The organism is Methanobrevibacter thaueri (assembly GCF_003111625.1).
GTDB lineage: Archaea > Methanobacteriota > Methanobacteria > Methanobacteriales > Methanobacteriaceae > Methanocatella > Methanocatella thaueri.
Window position 1 is genome coordinate 74504 of record NZ_MZGS01000014.1, and the last position, 18557, is coordinate 93060.

The 18557-nt window shown below is 40.6% G+C and carries 25 protein-coding genes; 8 read left to right on the top strand and 17 right to left on the bottom strand.

Annotation, left to right across the window (positions count from 1 at the left end; translation table 11 throughout):
* Genes glf through MBBTH_RS01285 form a run of 4 tightly spaced genes read left to right on the top strand, consistent with a single transcriptional unit; the run spans window position 1 to window position 3645 of the window.
* On the top strand, window positions 1–1095 hold the full coding sequence (gene glf / locus MBBTH_RS01270; RefSeq protein ID WP_116591234.1) for a UDP-galactopyranose mutase: 1095 nt from the start codon (window positions 1–3) through the stop codon (window positions 1093–1095).
* 4 nt (window positions 1096–1099) lie between these two features.
* Window positions 1100–1369 (top strand): signal recognition particle subunit SRP19/SEC65 family protein, encoded by a 270-nt coding sequence (locus tag MBBTH_RS01275; RefSeq protein ID WP_116591235.1) that lies wholly within the window; start codon window positions 1100–1102, stop codon window positions 1367–1369.
* A gap of 2 nt (window positions 1370–1371) precedes the next feature.
* Window positions 1372–2781: a single-stranded-DNA-specific exonuclease RecJ gene (gene recJ / locus MBBTH_RS01280; RefSeq protein ID WP_116591236.1), complete on the top strand. Its 1410-nt coding sequence runs from the start codon at window positions 1372–1374 to the stop codon at window positions 2779–2781.
* Window positions 2782–2841: 60 nt separating this feature from the next.
* On the top strand, window positions 2842–3645 hold the full coding sequence (locus tag MBBTH_RS01285; RefSeq protein ID WP_116591359.1) for a DUF7839 domain-containing protein: 804 nt from the start codon (window positions 2842–2844) through the stop codon (window positions 3643–3645).
* Here the strand turns inward: MBBTH_RS01285 and MBBTH_RS01290 are convergent, their stop codons facing one another.
* Complete coding sequence (locus MBBTH_RS01290) at window positions 3646–4923, bottom strand: DEAD/DEAH box helicase (RefSeq protein ID WP_243409613.1); 1278 nt, start codon at window positions 4921–4923, stop codon at window positions 3646–3648.
* A 24-nt stretch (window positions 4924–4947) separates the two neighbouring features.
* Window positions 4948–5808 (bottom strand): SPL family radical SAM protein, encoded by an 861-nt coding sequence (locus MBBTH_RS01295; protein WP_116591238.1) that lies wholly within the window; start codon window positions 5806–5808, stop codon window positions 4948–4950.
* Between the two features lie 64 nt (window positions 5809–5872).
* Between MBBTH_RS01295 and cas4 the strand changes: the two genes are divergently transcribed.
* Window positions 5873–6559, top strand: a complete 687-nt coding sequence (gene cas4 / locus MBBTH_RS01300; protein ID WP_116591239.1) for a CRISPR-associated protein Cas4 — start codon at window positions 5873–5875, stop codon at window positions 6557–6559.
* Entirely contained in the window at window positions 6556–7005 is a 450-nt protein-coding gene (locus tag MBBTH_RS01305) for a thermonuclease family protein (protein WP_116591240.1), read from the top strand. Before cas4 ends, MBBTH_RS01305 begins: the two co-directional genes overlap by 4 nt.
* Here MBBTH_RS01305 and MBBTH_RS01310 read toward each other — a convergent pair whose 3' ends face one another.
* The 7 genes from MBBTH_RS01310 to MBBTH_RS01340 form a co-directional block, all read right to left on the bottom strand.
* Window positions 7006–7644 carry a hypothetical protein gene (locus tag MBBTH_RS01310; protein WP_116591241.1) on the bottom strand — a complete coding sequence of 213 codons (639 nt, stop codon included), beginning with the start codon at window positions 7642–7644 and terminating at the stop codon, window positions 7006–7008. It lies immediately after the preceding gene.
* A gap of 29 nt (window positions 7645–7673) precedes the next feature.
* Window positions 7674–8069, bottom strand: a complete 396-nt coding sequence (locus MBBTH_RS01315; protein WP_116591242.1) for an RDD family protein — start codon at window positions 8067–8069, stop codon at window positions 7674–7676.
* Between the two features lie 9 nt (window positions 8070–8078).
* Window positions 8079–9098, bottom strand: a complete 1020-nt coding sequence (hypE, locus tag MBBTH_RS01320) for a hydrogenase expression/formation protein HypE (RefSeq protein WP_116591243.1) — start codon at window positions 9096–9098, stop codon at window positions 8079–8081.
* Window positions 9099–9210: 112 nt separating this feature from the next.
* On the bottom strand, window positions 9211–9585 hold the full coding sequence (locus MBBTH_RS01325) for a 30S ribosomal protein S8e (RefSeq protein WP_116591244.1): 375 nt from the start codon (window positions 9583–9585) through the stop codon (window positions 9211–9213).
* A gap of 193 nt (window positions 9586–9778) precedes the next feature.
* Window positions 9779–10015 (bottom strand): hypothetical protein, encoded by a 237-nt coding sequence (locus MBBTH_RS01330; protein ID WP_116591245.1) that lies wholly within the window; start codon window positions 10013–10015, stop codon window positions 9779–9781.
* A 4-nt stretch (window positions 10016–10019) separates the two neighbouring features.
* Window positions 10020–10319, bottom strand: a complete 300-nt coding sequence (locus MBBTH_RS01335) for a hypothetical protein (protein WP_116591246.1) — start codon at window positions 10317–10319, stop codon at window positions 10020–10022.
* A gap of 68 nt (window positions 10320–10387) precedes the next feature.
* Complete coding sequence (locus tag MBBTH_RS01340; protein ID WP_116591247.1) at window positions 10388–10732, bottom strand: hypothetical protein; 345 nt, start codon at window positions 10730–10732, stop codon at window positions 10388–10390.
* 188 nt (window positions 10733–10920) lie between these two features.
* Here MBBTH_RS01340 and MBBTH_RS01345 point away from each other — a divergent pair, with 188 nt between their 5' ends.
* Complete coding sequence (locus MBBTH_RS01345; RefSeq protein ID WP_116591248.1) at window positions 10921–11604, top strand: DNA polymerase domain-containing protein; 684 nt, start codon at window positions 10921–10923, stop codon at window positions 11602–11604.
* Between the two features lie 36 nt (window positions 11605–11640).
* Window positions 11641–12336 carry a TIGR02253 family HAD-type hydrolase gene (locus tag MBBTH_RS01350; RefSeq protein ID WP_116591249.1) on the top strand — a complete coding sequence of 232 codons (696 nt, stop codon included), beginning with the start codon at window positions 11641–11643 and terminating at the stop codon, window positions 12334–12336.
* A gap of 10 nt (window positions 12337–12346) precedes the next feature.
* Here the strand turns inward: MBBTH_RS01350 and MBBTH_RS01355 are convergent, their stop codons facing one another.
* From MBBTH_RS01355 to MBBTH_RS01390, 8 genes are all read right to left on the bottom strand, one after another.
* Window positions 12347–13120 carry an exodeoxyribonuclease III gene (locus tag MBBTH_RS01355; protein ID WP_116591250.1) on the bottom strand — a complete coding sequence of 258 codons (774 nt, stop codon included), beginning with the start codon at window positions 13118–13120 and terminating at the stop codon, window positions 12347–12349.
* Window positions 13120–14661 (bottom strand): phenylalanine--tRNA ligase subunit alpha, encoded by a 1542-nt coding sequence (gene pheS / locus MBBTH_RS01360; protein ID WP_116591251.1) that lies wholly within the window; start codon window positions 14659–14661, stop codon window positions 13120–13122. The genes MBBTH_RS01355 and pheS overlap by 1 nt, the downstream gene beginning before the upstream one ends.
* Window positions 14662–14760: 99 nt before the next feature.
* Complete coding sequence (locus MBBTH_RS01365) at window positions 14761–15144, bottom strand: putative zinc-binding protein (protein WP_116591252.1); 384 nt, start codon at window positions 15142–15144, stop codon at window positions 14761–14763.
* 35 nt (window positions 15145–15179) lie between these two features.
* The gene (locus tag MBBTH_RS01370) at window positions 15180–15911 is read right to left on the bottom strand and encodes a flavodoxin family protein (RefSeq protein ID WP_165814004.1); all 732 of its coding nucleotides are present in this window, start codon (window positions 15909–15911) and stop codon (window positions 15180–15182) included.
* A gap of 2 nt (window positions 15912–15913) precedes the next feature.
* Complete coding sequence (locus tag MBBTH_RS01375; RefSeq protein ID WP_165814005.1) at window positions 15914–16528, bottom strand: GNAT family N-acetyltransferase; 615 nt, start codon at window positions 16526–16528, stop codon at window positions 15914–15916.
* A 1-nt stretch (window position 16529) separates the two neighbouring features.
* Window positions 16530–17147 (bottom strand): TetR/AcrR family transcriptional regulator, encoded by a 618-nt coding sequence (locus tag MBBTH_RS01380; protein WP_116591255.1) that lies wholly within the window; start codon window positions 17145–17147, stop codon window positions 16530–16532.
* 129 nt (window positions 17148–17276) lie between these two features.
* Entirely contained in the window at window positions 17277–18014 is a 738-nt protein-coding gene (locus MBBTH_RS01385; protein WP_116591256.1) for a hypothetical protein, read from the bottom strand.
* A gap of 15 nt (window positions 18015–18029) precedes the next feature.
* Complete coding sequence (locus MBBTH_RS01390; RefSeq protein WP_116591257.1) at window positions 18030–18557, bottom strand: hypothetical protein; 528 nt, start codon at window positions 18555–18557, stop codon at window positions 18030–18032.

Genomic DNA, 18557 nt, shown 5'->3' on the forward strand with positions numbered 1-18557 from the left:
ATGAGTGATTATAAATACGTTATTGTCGGAGCTGGGCTTTCCGGACTTACAATAGCTGAGAGAATTGCAAATGAATTGGATGAAGAAGTGTTAATTATTGAAAAGCGTGACCATATCGGTGGAAATGTCTATGATTTCTACAAGGACGGTCTTTTAATCCAAAAATATGGTCCTCACATTTACCATACCAAAGAGAAAAAGGTTCATGACTACCTGTCCCAATTCACGGAATGGACAGATTATGTGCACAGGGTCCTGAGCTGCGTTGACGGCAAACTCGTGCCCATGCCGATCTGCATTGACACATTGAACCAGTTATATGGCCTTGATTTGGATGAAAACTCAATGCGTGAATGGATAGATGAGCACAAGGAAGACATTGATGAGGTTAAAAGTTCCGAAGATGTCGTCCTAAAGAATGCAGGAAGGGACATATACAACAAGCTCTTCAAGAACTACACCGAAAAGCAGTGGGGAACATCCGCAGCAAATCTAAGCCCCTCTGTAATATCAAGGATACCATTCCGTTTCAATCATGACACACGCTACTTTGACGACCCATATCAGGGAATGCCAAAGGAAGGGTTTACAAAGATGTGTGAAAACATGATTAAATCCGACAAGATCCATGTCGGACTCAAGGCTGACTATAAGGATTACATCCACAGAATCAACTATGAAAAGCTGATTTACACTGGACCTATCGATTACTTCTATGACTATAAATACGGAGAACTGCTTTATCGCTGTTTGAACTTCGTTTATGAAATACTGGACGAAGACTCCTATCAGGAAGTTGGTGTTGTAAATTATCCAAACCATCCATACTTTACCCGCATAACCGAGTTTAAAAAATTGACTGGACAGGAAGTTAAGGGAAAAACCGCCATTATGAAGGAATATCCCGGATTCAATGGTGAGAAATGCTACCCATATCCGACCCAGGAATACCTTGACAAATTCAAGTTGTACGAAGCGGAAATGGAGAAGGAAGAAAACGTGATTTTTGCAGGAAGACTCGCTAAATACAAATACTACAATATGGATTTAGTTGTTAAAGATGCACTGGAAATATTTGAAAACGAGATAAAGTGATAACATGATTGCAATTTGGCCACAGTACATGAATAAAAACTTGACACTTAATGAAGGTCGTAAGATCGCAAAGGACGACTGCGTTTCAGACCCTACAATAAACGACATTGAAAGAGCACTTAAAAGACTTAACCTTTCCCACAGCATCCAAAAAGAAAACGCCTATCCTGGAAAATGGTATGAAAAGTCAGGAAGGGCGCTTGTTGAATGGGAAGGAACAAAACTCGAATTGATACGAACAATAAGCTTGGAAATTAAGAAAATGAGAAACTGATTATTATGCAAATGCCACAACTAATGTCTGAACAATACGCCGAAGCGCGTGAAATCATCACCTCATCAGATGACATTAAAGTGTACTCACATATCGACTGTGATGGAATATGTTCAGGCGCAATACTATCAACAATACTGGACAGACAGAACAAGGAACATGAAATCGAATTTGTCAATCTTGATGTGCTGGATGACATCGAGCTGACACATGAGCTGACAATATTCTCCGATTTGGGTTCCGGACAGAGAATCGATACGAACGCCAAAAATGGCCAGAAGATCATCATCCTGGACCACCACCCTCCCCTCAGGGACCTTGACTATAGGGAAGGCAAGGACTACACATACCTTGAAATCAATCCTATTCATCATGGAATTGACGGCTCATATTGCGTGTGCGGAGGGGGACTGTGCTATTTCCTTTCAAAGGAATTCGGTTATGATGACCTAAGCTGGATTGGACTACTCTCAGCAGTGGGAGACATGCAAAACACAACCACCGGCCATTTCGAGGGTCTGAATGAGATTATCCAGCAGGACGCAATCGACGGAGGATACCTTGAAGTGAACAAAAACGACCTCAACATCTATGGAAGGCAGACACGACCGTTATTCGTGGCCTTATCCTATTTCAGTGACGTCAAGCTTCCGATAACAAACAACACCAATGAGACCATGGCGGTTTTGGAGGAACTTGGAATTGAGGAAAAGCACAAGAGAAAAACATTGGGTCAACTTACAATGGAGGATAAGCAAAAGCTTTACCAGTATCTGTCAAGAAGCATTTCCCAGGCCGTTCCGGGCAAATATGTGAAATACATCTCAAGGCTCATACTTGGGGATTCCTACACATTCCTACAGGAAGATAAAGGCAGTTTCCTGAGGGACGCTTCTGAATTTTCAACAGCCATGAACGCTTGCGGAAGAAACCATAAAGAGGAGATTGCCATGGAAGTGCTGAAAGGAGATAGAATCGAATCACTTGATGACCTTGAAGCGGTCAGCCTTGAACACAGACGAAACATAGCCCAGGCAATTGAAAAAGTGACTGCAGATGCTGAGTCAAATATAATTGAACTCGAAAACCTCCAATACTTTGACGGAACTGGCATTAAGCCAGAGATTGTGGGTACCATCACCGGAATGATACTAGGATATTGTAATTGGCAAAAACCAATCATAGGATTTACCCAAACAGAAAGTGACGGGCTAAAAGTTTCACTTAGATGCTCTAGACTCTTATCCTACGATGGAATACACTTCGGTAACATCATTCGTCAAGTGGCAGGTGATGTCGGAGGTACAGGAGGAGGCCATTCAATGGCTTGCGGAGCTTACATTCCTCTTGAGAAAAAAGAAGAATTTTTATCAAGATTTAACAACGAACTTAATGGAAAATTAATAAATTAAGTTTATATACTATAAAGATAAAAATAGTAATTAATCAATTACAATTGAGGAATGAAAATGATGAAGGCATTTAAAAAAAGAGGAGCTCTTACACATTTCCAAATACTAAGTGAAATATCCAAACAAGACCCTCATCTCAAACAAAAAGATTTGGCTAAAAAATTAGGGATTACAATACAAGCAGTTTCAGAAAACATAAAAACATTAACCGAATTGGGCTATATAACTTCCAAAGACGGAAGATCACCATATAAGATTACACAATCAGGTATTGACAAGGTCAAAAAAGACGCAATAAGTCTTAGGAAATACTCCGATTCAGTGCTTGAAACAATGAACCACTATAAAACCATCTGGCCTGCAATCGCAAAAGAAGAACTTAAAAAGGACGACATTGTAGGATTATACATGGACGATGGTGTTTTATACGCTCATAAAAAAGAAGAAAACGCAACAGGAATCGTTCTAGACGATGCTGAAGAGAATATGGACGTTTCATTAACCAACCTAACCGGAATCATAGACATGAAAGTCGGTGAAGTTACTGTCATCAACGTTCCGACCATCAAGGACGGCGGATCCAAAAAATGTGACTTGGACTTGATTAAAAACGTTTATGAAAAAGGCACAAATAACAATGAAATATTCAACAAGGTTGCAGTGGCAGGTACAGTATCACGTGCAGTCACCAACAAGTTAGGAATAAGCATAGACATTGAATATGCCGCACCGCAGGCATCCGCAAATGCCGCCCGTAAAGGTTTGAATGTCCTTGCAATCGTCGTAGGTGACATGAGCAAAGCATTCACCCGTGAACTTGAAAGTGAAAAAATCAAATATAACATCATTGATGGCGCACTATAGTTATTTTTCACTCATCATTTTCAACAGGCTTGCGGATATCTCCAAATAGCTATCGTTTGAAGAATATTGCTTAATTATTTCAATATATTCTTCAATATTCTCATTTTTTATTACTCTTTCAGCATTTTTCAATATTTGCCTATTTTTGATTTCATTTAATTCCTGAGGCGTGGGCAATTCCCTTTCAATGATTTTGGTGTTGTTTGCCTTCTGGATATTCTTAAAGCGCTGAACTTCATCCTTTGAAACCAGCATGAATGCAAGACCGCTTTTGCCTGCCCTGGCGGTTCTTCCAATTCGGTGAACATAATCGTCATGATTTTGAGGGACATCGTAATTTATTATGACACCCACATCGTCAATGTCCAGGCCACGCGCCGCCACATCGGTGGCAACTAGAATAGAAATATTGCCATTCTTGAACTTGTTCATCACCTTGTCGCGTGTCTTCTGGGTCATGTCCCCATGTAGACTGTCAACGGCAAAATCCTGCTTTTTCAAATGTTTTGCAACATAATCCACACTCTTCTTGGTGTTGCAGAATATCAATGCCAGATTGACGTCATAGGCATCAATCAGCCCTGTCAATCCGTCGAACTTATCCCTTATATCGCACTTGAATGCGTATTGCTTGATTTTTGGAATGTTTTTCTTCTTATCGGCAATCCTGATGAATTCAGGGTCCTTTTGATATTTCTTTGCAATCTGCTTTATTTCAGACGGTATTGTTGCTGAAAACAGTAGTGTCTGCCTTTGTGAAGGGATTTTTGAAAGGATTATCTCAATGTCCTCCCTGAAACCCATCTCAAGCATCTCGTCGGCCTCGTCAAGCACAACGCTTTCAACACCAATCAAATCCAGGTTTCCCCTTTCGATATGGTCGATTACACGGCCGGGAGTTCCGACAACAACATGGACTCCCTTCTTCAGCACCCTTGTCTGCTTTCCGATTGGCTGTCCTCCATAGACGGCAAGCACCTTGAACTTTTTAATCTTGGATGCAAGTTTCTCGATTTCAGAGGCAACCTGCATGGACAGCTCCCTTGTCGGACACATGACAATGGCCTGAGGGGACCTGTCGGGAATGAAAATTTTATTGAGAATAGGTATGCTGAAGGCCAGGGTTTTGCCCGAACCTGTCTGGGCCTGACCGATAATGTCCTTGCCCTTTAAAGCATGAGGTATTGACTGTTTTTGAATTGGAGTCAATTGAGAAAAGCCCATATCCTCAATGGCATTTTTCAGTTCGTCTGAAATGTTTAAATCATTGAAATTCATTAATATAATATTTAAAAAACAAGTTTATAATAATTTTGATTGAACGGATTTTTCCGGAAACTCGTGCATATATGAGAATATCTCATCCTGATTATGCATTATTCCATTTTCCTCACACCTTTTCCTTAAAATCGACCTCAATCTGCGGTTGTCCTTGCTGTGGATGAAATAGCTATCTCCAAATTCATCGATATATTTCTCCTTCACGCCGGGGAACCTCTCGTCAAGCATCTCATAGAAGTACTCCCTGTTTCCTTCCCTCAAGGACAGGCCCATTCCCATGTTCAGCACTCCCTTGACATTGGCATCGATGCACCAGTCAAGAATCGCATTGATGTTTTCCTCGGTGTCGTTTATGTGGGGCAATATCGGGCATAGCCAGACCACTGTGGGAATGTTTGCCTCATTGAGCTTATTCAAGACTTCAACACGGCGGGATGTGGGACATACATTGGGCTCGACAAGCCTGCACAGCTCATCGTCGGCTGTGGTTATGGTCACCTGAACCACCGCCTTTGTCTTTTCGTTGATTTTCCTAAGAAGGTCAATGTCCCTCAGCACCAAATCGGATTTTGTGATGCATGCCCATCCGAATCCGTATCTGTAAACCAGCTTGAGGGCCTTTCGAACAAACTCCAGTCTACTTTCAAGAGGAATGTACGGGTCGGTCATTGCGCCGGTTCCAATCATGCAGGGCTTGCGCTTGATGAGCTCCTTTTTCAGCAGTTCAATGGCATTCTCCTTAACCTCGATGTCCTCAAACTTATGGTTCATCTGATAAATCTTGCTTCTTGAATCGCAGTATATGCATCCGTGGGTGCAGCCACGGTACATGTTGATTCCATAATCAGATGTGAAAATGCCCTTTGCAGTTACATAATGCATGAATTAACATTTACATATACTACTATAAAAAATGCCTTATACTAAAATCGACAGATACTAAATTATGCAACAAAAAAACATTACCGAATACGATAAGGAATATGAGATTAAAGACCATCCTTCAGTAAAAGGTGTCAAGATAATTGAAGGTCAAAACAATTTCCCGATTAGCTGGCTCAACCAGCAAGGATATTGCGAGTACCAGCTATATCTCGAAAACATGAAAGGAATAGAAACACAACCTACACCTGCAATGACACAGGGAAGCAAGATACACCACGAGCTTGAGGAGATATTCAAGCAGGACTCAACACCCTCAAAGTTCGAGGACGCCGTCGAGGCATCAAAGACAGAGGCATCAATGTCCAGGGAAGTCACAGTCATCGCTCCGAACTACGGAATAAGGGGAGACATTGACGAGATATGGATGAAACCTGATGAGATTGTGATAATCGACGACAAACCGGGAAGAACACCATACCAGTCAACAATGAACCAGGTGAGGGCATACTGCCTTGCATATAAGGACATGACAGGTGAAGAAAGAAAAATAAAAGGAGCCCTTAGGGAAAGGGGAACGGAAAACCTCTTCTGGATAGAAATATTCACACCTGAAGTCGAAAAGCAAATCAAGTTCACAATCGACAGGATTCAGGGGCTCATTGACGGAACAAGACCATTCGTTCCGACAAAAAATCCTAAAAAATGCAGATCCTGCAGATTCAAAAACAACTGTGAGCATGCAAAATGAACAAGAAAACAATATCAATAATCCTACTGGCAATATTCCTAATCACAATCGTATTCACGGTAGCCAACACATTCCTAAGTGAGAACAATACATCACAGAACCAAACAGGCACGCTGACAATAGAAAACAGGACAGTGTCCTATGAAAAGTCAGGAAAATGCGTGGAGGTCATTGATGGAAACACCATACAGGTATACGGCGTCGGAAAGGTGCAGCTGACACAGGTGGGCTCACCCACAGCCGAGGCAACACAGTTCGTCAAGGACAATTGTCTTGGAAAAACAGTGTATCTGGATATCGACGATAAAAAGCCACAGGACGACTATGGAAGAACACTGGCCATAGCATACACTGAGGACTGCGACATAAACGGAGAGCTTCTTGACAATGGCCTTGCCAAAATGTCATATTTCGAGCCTAGCGAATTCAAAAAAGGAGAAGTCTGATTATACTACCCTATTCAATCCCAAATGGATTTTGTTTTTCTTATACACCCTGTCCAGAATCTCGTTCCACTCTTCAACGCTTATCCTGCCCTTGTTCGGAATGAGCTTGTCGAGTGAAGACTCGTTAACGTTCAGGATGTCGGCAAGAACAAATGAAAGGGTCTTGCCTGTCAATGACAAGTCATATGGGTCATAGCCGGTTACCGCCAAAACCCAAACATTGTCCTTTGATGATGAGTTATACTCACGTCTAAGGGAATCAAACCAGCTGGCAATCCTATTGTTTTTCTCACCTATGCCGTCACCGATGGAAATGTAGTAATCCTCACCGTCGAATTCAACCGAATCGATGGCCCTCTGGATTTTTGCCTTAAGCTCGGGAGAATCAAGCTCCAATTCCCACTCATTGTTGGAAATGCTTTCAGCAAGGTAATTTTCAAGTTCCTTTACGTTTTGAAAATATCCCAAAGGCTCCAACCTGTCCGGATCACGGTCACACAGGTCATAGATTAAATCCTCATCCACATCGACTATTTCGTATCCGTCAAGCTTATGGGACTTGTATTCCTTAAAATCAATGCAATAGTTTTCCAAATCTTCCTTGTTGAGATACCACAAGACCTGAACCCTTTTAATCATGACTCTCTAAAAATAAGAAAAAAGTGTAATTAACTCACGTCAATTACAACAGTTCTAGTAATGTTATTTAAAACCCTATCTGTCTTTAAGAGTTTACCGATTGCCCAATCGAAAATGATTGGAATCCAATAAATCTTAGTCAAGTTGCGTACAATAGCCTGTGGCCAGGAGATATAAGCTCCATTTTTGGACCTGACTTCAAGCCTCATTATAGCCTTACCCATGCTTGCGCCGGCTAATTTCTCACATAAAATGAAATATAGCAATATCACGACAGCAACAAAGAAAGGTAAATAATCATATATTGTATGAACATTGCCTGCACCGACAAGCATGTAAATGAAATAGGACACAACCCACATCAGGGCTGAAACCACAATAAAGTCAAGAATGTAAGCAAAAACTCTTTTTGAAAAAACACTCATATTTTCACCTTAACAAACTCTTGGAACCGGATCCGCTATAGGTGCCTCAAGAATCCTTTCACCACCAATAGGGGTGTTTACAACAACATAATCCCCTTCGACAACTTCACCGATTATTGCTGCATTTTCACCATATTTTTCGCCTTTGATTGCTTCAAGAACCGCTTCGGCCTTATCTGCCTTAACGCCCATGACAACTTTGCCCTCGTTGGCTACTTCAAATGGGTCAATGCCTAACATTTCAGATACCGCATGAACTTCCTCCCTGATTGGAATAGCTTCCTGTTCAAGAACGACTCCCACGCCCGCTTTTGATGCCATCTCATTGATTGCATTGGCAAATCCTCCACGGGTAGGATCCTTCATTGCGGTAACTCCACCAATTTCCAAAGCACTTTTAATTATATTCCACATTGGAGCAACGTCTGATTTCAAATCGGTGTCAAATCCGAAACCTTCCCTGAATGACATCAGGCTCATTCCGTGGTCACCAAGGCTTCCGGTAACGATTATCTTATCACCGACTTCAAGACCTGAATCACGAACTACTTCGCCTTTTTTCGCTATTCCAATACCGGTTGTCACCATCACGATGCCGTCAAGCTTGTCCTGAGGCATTACCTTTGTGTCTCCGGTAATTACTGCCACATCAACTTCCTCACAGGTCTCGTTCAAGGACTTTATGATTTTATCCAAATCCTCTATCGGAAATCCTTCCTGCATGATGATTGCGTTTGAAATAGCCAACGGTTTGGCTCCCATAACTGAAACGTCGTTGATTGTTCCAGCGGCGGAAATCCTTCCGATATCCCCACCAGGGAAGAATAAAGGATCTATTGTGTGACCGTCAGTGGTCATTACAATCTCATAATCTCCCATTGGGATGGAAGCCCCATCATCTAAGGCGTCTAAGCTAATACCACCATTGACACTTTTTTTGGTGATATTATCTAAAATTGTGCTGGATATCAAATTAGCCATTACTTCTCCGCCAGCACCATGATTCATACTAATTTTATCTTCTGACATTTTATCTCCTATAATTAAAAATAATATTAATGAAATAGTATTTGTTAAAACAAGTATATAAAATTATGAAAAAAAAGTTAAAATAAAAAAAGAGAATTTAAAGATAGAATCCTTAAATTAAAATTCCGTTAATAACACCGTCTTGACCAGGTCTGGATGTTACTTTAGCATTACCTTCAGGGGTTTCTACGATAGCACCTTTGGTAATGATGTTCCTTCTTACGTAGTTAGGGTTTGCGGTGTTTTCAACTACTCCGAGAATGTCAACGACTTTGGTTTTACCGTTTGCGTCGGTAACGTTGATTTTATTGCCGGTAGCTAACCTGAGTTTTTCGTTTCCACCACGGGTTCTGATTTTTCTTAATCTTTTTTCATCTAACCTAGTTTCAGCTGGGTCTCTTCCTAATTCTGATTTTCTTTTTCCACGGTTTGCAACATTTCTTGCACCGGATGGACTTCTAGTTGATTTTCCTTGAGAAATTGCCATTATTTCACCTAAATAAATATAATATGTAATATAATAATCGCTGTCTGTAAGTCTCTTTTCAATTAGGCTATTTGCAAGATTATTAATAGCTTAATTATTGAGAGCAAAAAAGAGCCTTAAAGAATAATGATAATAAAATATTAATTTATCATTATATATAAATGTTTTATTTTTTACAGAAAAAATAAGAAAATCAATGTTGATTTTTCAAAATGAATTCATCGAGCAACTCGTCGAATTCCTCTTCGCTCAGATTCTCATCGGATGCGGCTTCAAGAATCTTCTGGATTTCCTCCTGGGAAACGTCATCCCCCAAAAGCTCAAGGAGCAATTCCTTCAAATCTCCATCGTCGATGTATGCCTCGCCATAACTGAGGGATTGTGAGTTGCCTTCCTCGTCAAGAGAGTAGTATGGGATTTCCTGTGGCATTCAACTACTCCTCATCGTCCTCATCAGGGAATTCGTAGTAAACTACATTATACGGATCATCATCAAAGTACCATTCATTAGGCTCGTCGAGCATATCCCCATCATCATCGTCTACCAGGATATCCCCTTCAAGTTCTCCTTCGCCTTCAACTTGAATCACGATGTTAACGTCTTCGCCTAACTCTTCAACATCAATTCCCAATTCATCCAAATCTATTTCCAATTCCCCGTCCTTGATGGCTTCTTCGGGTACGACAATAACTATTTCATCAACAGAATCAATATTGACATTTTCATCTTTCATATTATCACTTCGTTTTATATTTTTAATTAAGTCATATTTAAACGTTAAGCAATAGAATGGAATGTAACTTAGATGTTACAGTCCATTAGATATTGCAAACTCGGAATGCCGAAATCATTCCTGCGCCTTAAGGAGCAGATTTCAGAGTTTTCAACAAACATCCTGAATGACAGGCATTCATCATTGCAGCTGATGCAGATCCTAACGTTGCCGTCCTGCAAAGATTTTCCTGAAACATTGAAAACCTCTGATGCATTTCTTACAAAAACGGAAGTTGGCATGTTGTTCTTATCGATATTTAAAAAGATATCGTCGGAAATGCCATAATCCGCAACGTATCCATGTTCGCCGACAACCTTTCCAACAAAGGTGTCACTTTCTTCGTCATAGCTTGAAATCAATCTTTTTTCCATAATATCAAACCTCAAACATAGTATATCTCTTATAACATATAACGAATGTCCGAGAGCATTTGGAAAGTAATAAGAATAAATTTAAGGACAATAATTAACAATTAAAGCAATAAAATTGCTCCCAGTGAAAAATATTGCATTAGAAAAATATTATAACAACTAAGAATATAGTAGAATTAGGTGTCAAAATGGTTGTAGAGACTGAAGAACAATTGGCTCTTGAGGCTGAAATCAAGGAGCAGGCCCAGAAATTCCTCGCATATCTCAATTCAACACTTCCGGAAAGCATGGAACTGGAATATGAGGGATTCTACAGAAGAGGCTTCTTTGTCAGCAAAAAAAGATATGCCGTGATTGAAGACGGCGAAATCATAGCTAAGGGACTTGAACTGGTCAGAAGAGACTGGGCGCCAATTGTCAAAAAGACACAAGAGGCAATACTCATGGCAATCCTCAAGGAAGGGGATTCCGACAAAGCCATCAAGGAAGTCAAAAAAGTATTAAAAAGACTTAAGAAAGGTGATGTTGACAAGAAGGAGCTCATCATCCACACACAGATAACCAAGCCATTGAACCAATACAAGCAGGTAGGACCGCATGTCGTGGCCGCCCGAAAAATAGAGGAGCACGGAATCAGAGTGAGCCGAGGAACCATCATACAATACATAATCGTTAAGGGAAAAGGCTCAATAAGCCAAAGGGCAGTTCCATACGAATACAGCGAAGGATACGAATACGACAAGGACTACTACATCAACAATCAGTTGATTCCTGCAGTTGAAAGGATCATGTACTCATTCGGCTATACTAAAAAGGACCTTGAGGACATGGCCGCCGGTGAAGTCCAGCAAAGTCTTGACGCATTTTTCTAAAAATTTAAATATTTTTAAAATATATATAAACATCATATGATTAAGAATGATGATGACAAAGTAGTTTTTTTCGATATAGATGGAACATTGCTTGACACTTCAGATTTTGCCGAAACCGCAAGAAAAGCAGCTATCGGACTTATGGTCGATAACGGATTGCCGCTTGACAAGGATGAGGCATACGGTGTTTTAAAGACAATCATCCGTGAAAAGGGATCCAATTACGGCAAGCACTTCAATGTGCTGACCCAGGTCGTTTTGGGCCATGAGGACCCTATGCTTGTGGCACTTGGAATGATAACATACCACAACGTTAAGATGGCGCTTTTAAGGCCATTCCCTGAAACCATCGACACATTGATATATCTCAAAAGTCAGGGATACCGTCTAGCGGTCATATCAAACGGACTGACCATCAAACAATGGGAAAAACTAGTCAGGCTCAACGTACATTCATTTTTTGATGAGGTAATAACCTCAGAAGAAGTGGGCAAGGAAAAACCTAATAAACTTATTTTTGATGTTGCCCTTAGAAAAATGAAAGGAAATCCCGAAAGATCCGTCATGATAGGCAACAAATTCAAACCGGACGCCTTGGGTGCAGTCAATGCGGGAATGAGAGCCATCCTTGTAAACTCTGACGTTACAGAAGAGGACAGAGAATACATAAAAAGAGAAAAACTTGACATCACAATAGTTGAAGATATCGGCGATGTCAACACCATATTATAGCCGGCAATATCTAAAATTCAAGTTCCAAGGTTACCGGACAGTGGTCGGAGCCATATATGTCAGCCAATATTTCGGCTGATTTTACATTATTTTTTATTTCCTCATTTACATAGAAATAGTCCAGTCTCCAACCGGCATTCCTTTCACGGGCACGGGTACGGTAGCTCCACCATGTAAAATTGTTTTCGCCCTCATCAAAGAGCCTGAAGGTGTCAACAAATCCGGCTTGCTCCAATTCATCCAACCATGCACGTTCCTCAGGAAGATAGCCTGATTTTCCTTCACAGTTTTTAGGATTGTAAACATCAATAGGATGGTGTGCAATATTGTAATCGCCGGTTATGACAAGGTTCTTGCCTTCGTCCTTCAGCTCGACGAGCTGTTCCAGCAATGCATTGCAGAAATCAACCTTAAAATCAAGTCTTTTGGCATTCATTCCACTGTTCGGGAAGTAAATGTTGTATAGGAAAAAGTCCGGATACTCTATTCTCAAGACCCTGCCTTCACTGTCAAGCTCCTCAACGCCAAGGCCCTTGACGACCTCGACAGGCTCAATTTTGGAGTATGTTCCGACTCCACTGTATCCCTTCTTTTCAGCCTCATTGAATGCCTGATGAAATCCATCTATGTCAGCCAATTTCTTAGGAATCTTATCCTGGGTAGCCCTAACTTCCTGAAAATTGATAATGTCCGCATCGGTATTGTCAAACCAGTCCCAAAACTCATCCTTTTTTGAAACCGCCCTGATGCCGTTCACATTCCAAGAAACCAGCTTAATGGACATTATAATCTAACTCCCCTATCGATAGGGACTTCACGAAGCCACTTGATGTCACTTTTGTAAAGCATACGGATGTCTTCAACATCGTATCTGATCATTGCCAGCCTTTCGATACCCATACCGAATGCAAGTGCAGGCTGGTTGATGCCTAAAGGCTTCAATACCTCTGGCCTGAACATTCCTGCACCACCGAGCTCAATCCAGCTTCCCTTTTCCTCGAGATAAATCTCGGATTCTGTGGACAGGTATGTGTAAGGGAAGTAGGCCGGACGGAACCTTACCTCAAAACCTAGCTTCTTATAGAACTCTTTTAATGTACCCAAAAGGTTTTGATAGCTTATTCCTTCACCGCAGACAAGCCCTTCAACCTGGTGGAATTCAGGCAAGTGCTTGTAATCGAAGGTTTCTCTTCTGAACACCCTGCCGACTGAAAACATCTTGATTGGTGGCTCATGCTCGAAGAGGTGTTTAGTGGATATTCCTGTGGTGTGGGTCCTTAAGACGCTTTGGCGTGCAATGTCCTCACTCCAGTCGTATTGCCAACCGATGGATCCTGTATCTGCACCGGTTTCATGAGTTTCGGCTGTGAGCTTTACAAGGGCATCGTCAGGCAAGTCACAGGTCAACGGATTTTTAAGATAGAATGTGTCCTGCATTTCACGGGCTGCATGGTCCTGTGGCTGGAAAAGTGAATCGAAGTTCCAGAATGCGGATTCCACATATTCCCCATTGTCCTCAACAAAACCCATGTTCAGGAAAATTTCCCTAATCTCATCAATGATTTCCCTTAATGGGTGTTTTTTACCTGCGAAAACCAATGGTGCTTCTGCATTAATGTCATATGGACGGTATTCCAGGCTTTTCCATTCTCCGTCCTTTAAGTGTTCATGAGTCAGTTGTGTAGCCTGTTCTTTAATGGTGAAACCTATTTTAAGGATTTCTTCACCTTTCGGTAAGATTTTAAAAGAATGTGAGGTTTCTTTTTTTACATTTAAAATGTTTTTCCTACCGGTCAATTTTTTAAAACCATCTAATAAATCATCAGTGAATAATTTTACTCCATCTGCATTTGCCTTAAGGTAATCCAGAACCTTTTCGTCAACGCCAGCCTTGTCTGCAAATTCCTTACCCAACTCGGTGATGTTCAATACACCCTGATCAATTTGAGCCCAGTTCTTTTGGCGCAGCCATCCAAGAGCAATTCCTGCCTCTTTTTTATCGATGCCCGCCTCTTTGGACAAGTCTTTCATGCTGATTTCTTTCTTTTCAGCCAAGACTTCCAATATCCTACGTTCAGGAAGTCCATGCTCGGCATATTCAAGTCCGTCAGAGGTCAGTGAATAGATTTTCTGTACATCCTTGTGCATTTCGATAATGTCCTTGGATGCAAGTGACCCTGCCGCACTCATGACTGATTTGATGTCCATGCCTGTACTTTCAGCAATTTGACTCGGGGTTGCTTCTGGATTTGCTTCCAGTTCCTTTAAAAGTTTCTTTTCATAGATATGTAATTCACTAATGGTTTTTTTAATATCCTCACTCATTTAAACACCATAATTTATAGATTAATAATATGATAATATATGTTTAAATTAATTTATAAATATAGTGCTAAATTTGAAAAAAAAGTAAAAAATAAACAATCATGAAATTTTATTGATTGTTTTGGTTAATTCATCCTTGATTATTTTCACACACTCTTCGGCTTCACTGTCCAATCTGAAGGGGTCCCTTGCAGATACATCAAATCCCTCCAGGATTTCATTGACAGCAACCGTTCCTGCCACATCGATTCCCTTGTTTGCCAGAATCTTGTTTACACAGCCGTTGGGACATCCATTGACAGCAACAATCGGATATTTCTTAAGCATCTCATCATTCTTTCCCTCGATGTCGGCTGAAGTGGAACCCATGCAAATGGATATTGCATTATCATTCTCATTTCTGCAGTCCCCAACAGCAACGCGGGACACCAATCCATTGGGGCTCATGCCGTTGCAGGGAGCCAAAGCAATCCTATCCACCATAATATCACCTTGGAAAATATTTATTATCTCTTTTACTATTTAATAAATTTGCTTAAAACGAAAAACATCATTTTTGAAAATGCCTTCTTCAGAGGATTCAGCTTGATTTCGGGAGCAAAGTCATTATTAATCAAGTCATTTTTAATCCAAAACTCCCTATCCGCTTCAATAGGTTCGTTTGAGCATGCCATGGCTTTCCAAACGTCATAAAATACAATGTCTCCAAGCTTTGGATTGTGCAGCTTCCCTGATTCCACATCCCTTGCGAACTTCCGTGAAACCTCATTGATGGCCTTTGCATCAATTGAGTCCTTTCCTCCGCAGGCGTAAGTGATCTTATAGACCTTATTAACGCCCCAGTGCCTTAAGGTCTCATCGATGTATTTAGCCACGTCCTTCTGGCCTGCCCCCGCAGTGGAAACCACCACCAATGCCTTTTTGGTGAAGAATTCGGGCCTGTGATAGAAATAGGCAGTGTGGTCAAGGAAATTCTTCAGAAGGGCTGTCACGTTCATTGCATAGACCGGACTGGCAACGATGATGCCGTCGGCATCCATCATCTTGTCGACTATCGGCTTGATTATGTCCCTGTGGGGACATTTCTCCTCACTTTCGACAATGCACTTGAAGCATCCGTTGCATAACGGAATCTTTTCCTTCATCAGATGTATTTCCTCAAAATCCCCATTTAAATTGGATTTTACCTGCTCAACCATTTTCCAGGTGTTCTTACGCCTTGGTGAACCATTAATAATAACATATTTCATAATCATAACTCCTTAAGCTGTGTGTCAAGAACCAGCTTTTCCCTATATTCGAATTGAGAGTCAAACTCGTCAACCTCATCGTCATCCACATCAAAGACATCGGGATTTCTGAATATTCCCAATTCCTTTTTGACCTTACTTTCATCAAATACCCTAATCATGAAAAAGGGGTTCTCATCATCCAAATCCGTTCCGTCCAGGTAGAGTCCATATTTTGATGCGCTCACAAAACCGAATCTTGAGTAGTAATTCTCATCGCCTATCACAAGAACGAATGGAATGTCATCGCCTTGAGCTATTTGCAATGTGTAATCGATCAGCTTTGAGCCCAATCCATGATTTTGACAGCTTTTCTTGATTGCAAGGGGACCCAATACGACCGCAGGAACAATTCCGCTTTCATAGCTGATTGTGCCTCTTGAATAATTGATATGGCCCACTATCTTTCCGTCTTCTTCGATGACATATGCCAGATTTTCTAAAAAGCTTTCATCATCACGCAAATTATGCACTATGAAATGCTCATATGCTCCCGGACGATATACGTTCCAGAAGGAGTCTCTCACAAGTTCCTCAACTTCCATGTAATCGTTTTCACTTTCAAGCCTAATCCTCATGTTAATCATCCCCCAGTTTAACAGAATCGAAAATTGTCCTTGCATGCCTTTCGGTCTTGACTAGAAATTCCTCAAGAAACTTTTCATCGTCTTCAGGATAGTTCAAGAAGAAATGTTCATATAACAAGAACATTCCATAGTAGAAGAACGATTCTGAGAGCTGGCGCACATCGCAATCCTTCCTGATTAGATTTTTCGCCTTCATCAGATTGAACAGGGAAATCCATCCCTCGACTGGTGCCTCAATTATTGATTTCTTTAGGAAATCCCTCACTTCATCGTTGTGATAGGATTCTATGAAAAGCAATCGTGTTATCTTCATCATCCTCTCTTCCTTAAGCTTGGAGAGGAATGCGTCGGAGCCTGCCTTGTAGAAAAAGTCAAAGCCCTTGTCCAGGTTCAGGCTTGCCTGCTCCAAAGGTATTTCATCGCTGACCATTTCATCAATGTAATACTCAAAGATGGCATTCAATATCTCCTGTTTGCTTGAGTAGTGATTGTATATTGAGCTTTCCTTTATTCCAACTTCTCCAGCAATCTGACGGACAGACACCCCATCAAATCCATATTTTGAGAACAGTTCGATTGAGACTTGAAAAATTTTTTCCTTGTTGTTCATGATATCAAAACTAACGCTTGTTAGTTAATATTCTATTGATGGGACATATAAAACTAACGATTGTTAGTTTAGTGATAGTGAAATTAAAAAAAAGAAAAGAAAAAAAAGGGATAATTTAAAAATTATCCATTATGTATGTGCTGTAATCGGCATATCCTCTGAAACAAGGTAGAAGTCTACCGGACGAGAATAGTCGGTGCTGTTCAATACTCCACTGATTTTTACACGTGCATGATCAAGGTGTACATCATGACTGTATTTGGTATGGAAATCGGAAGTACTTGAATCGGAAAACTTCAAGGTCAGTATTCCATCTTTCACTGAAACCTTCAAATCATTCTGATCATATGAACGTTCGAAATTATCCTTTTTATCATAACAATCCAAAGATATGGACACATCGTCAGATTTGATCAGTGTTGAAAGGTCGTCAACCAAATTAGTTGTATTGTAGACATCAGGATCGCCGAAGAATACGGAATATTCAGTCACACTGTTGTTTGTCAATTTGATTTTGCTCAAGTCCATTTTAACCAGGATATCCTCAGCAGTGTAAGTTGTATATGCTGCCTCAGCATATTCCCCTGTACTCTCATAGAAATAAGCGTAAGAGCTACTTTTTGTTTGCTGGTCAGTTATGTCAATATTAGAACTTTTAACCGGAATGTCCTCTTCATTTATCTCGAAGAAAGCATCAGGATCACTGTTAAAATCGCCACTATCCTCATAAGTATTCATATCCGGTGTGAAAATACCGAAGATGGCTGAAAAGACTAAAGTCAAAATACAGCATCCAATAATGATTGATACAATTTTCTTACCTTTGCTCCAAGTTTCCCAATCGTCTCTAAAATCCTTTAAACTCATATGTAATCACATCCATCATTGAGAATCCTCACTAGATTCATCCTCAGCACTAGATTCCTCTTCTGCAATAGATTCCTCCACAGCACTAGAATCCACATCAACACCAGATTCAGCCTCAACACTAGAATCCACATCAACACCAGATTCAGCCTCAACACTAGAATCCACATCAACACCAGATTCAGCCTCAACACTAGAATCCACATCAACACCAGATTCAGCCTCAACACTAGATTCTTCTTCCACAATAGATTCAGTCACAACACTAGGTTGAGTTTCTACACTGGATTCAGTCACTACATTAGATTGAGCCTCTATCTGAGAAGGAGCCTCATCCTTATCTACAAACAATATTCGAATTATCAAACCTATTGAAAATATAGGAACTGTCCACATTAATGCGCCGAAAAGCGCCCTTAAAATAGAACCTTGGACGGCGTACACAATAAAGCAAAAAATAAACCATACAAAGGAAATTACTTTAAGTTTAGACAATCTATCTTCATAAGTTTTGTAAAACAAAAGTTTTATAACCTTATTCAT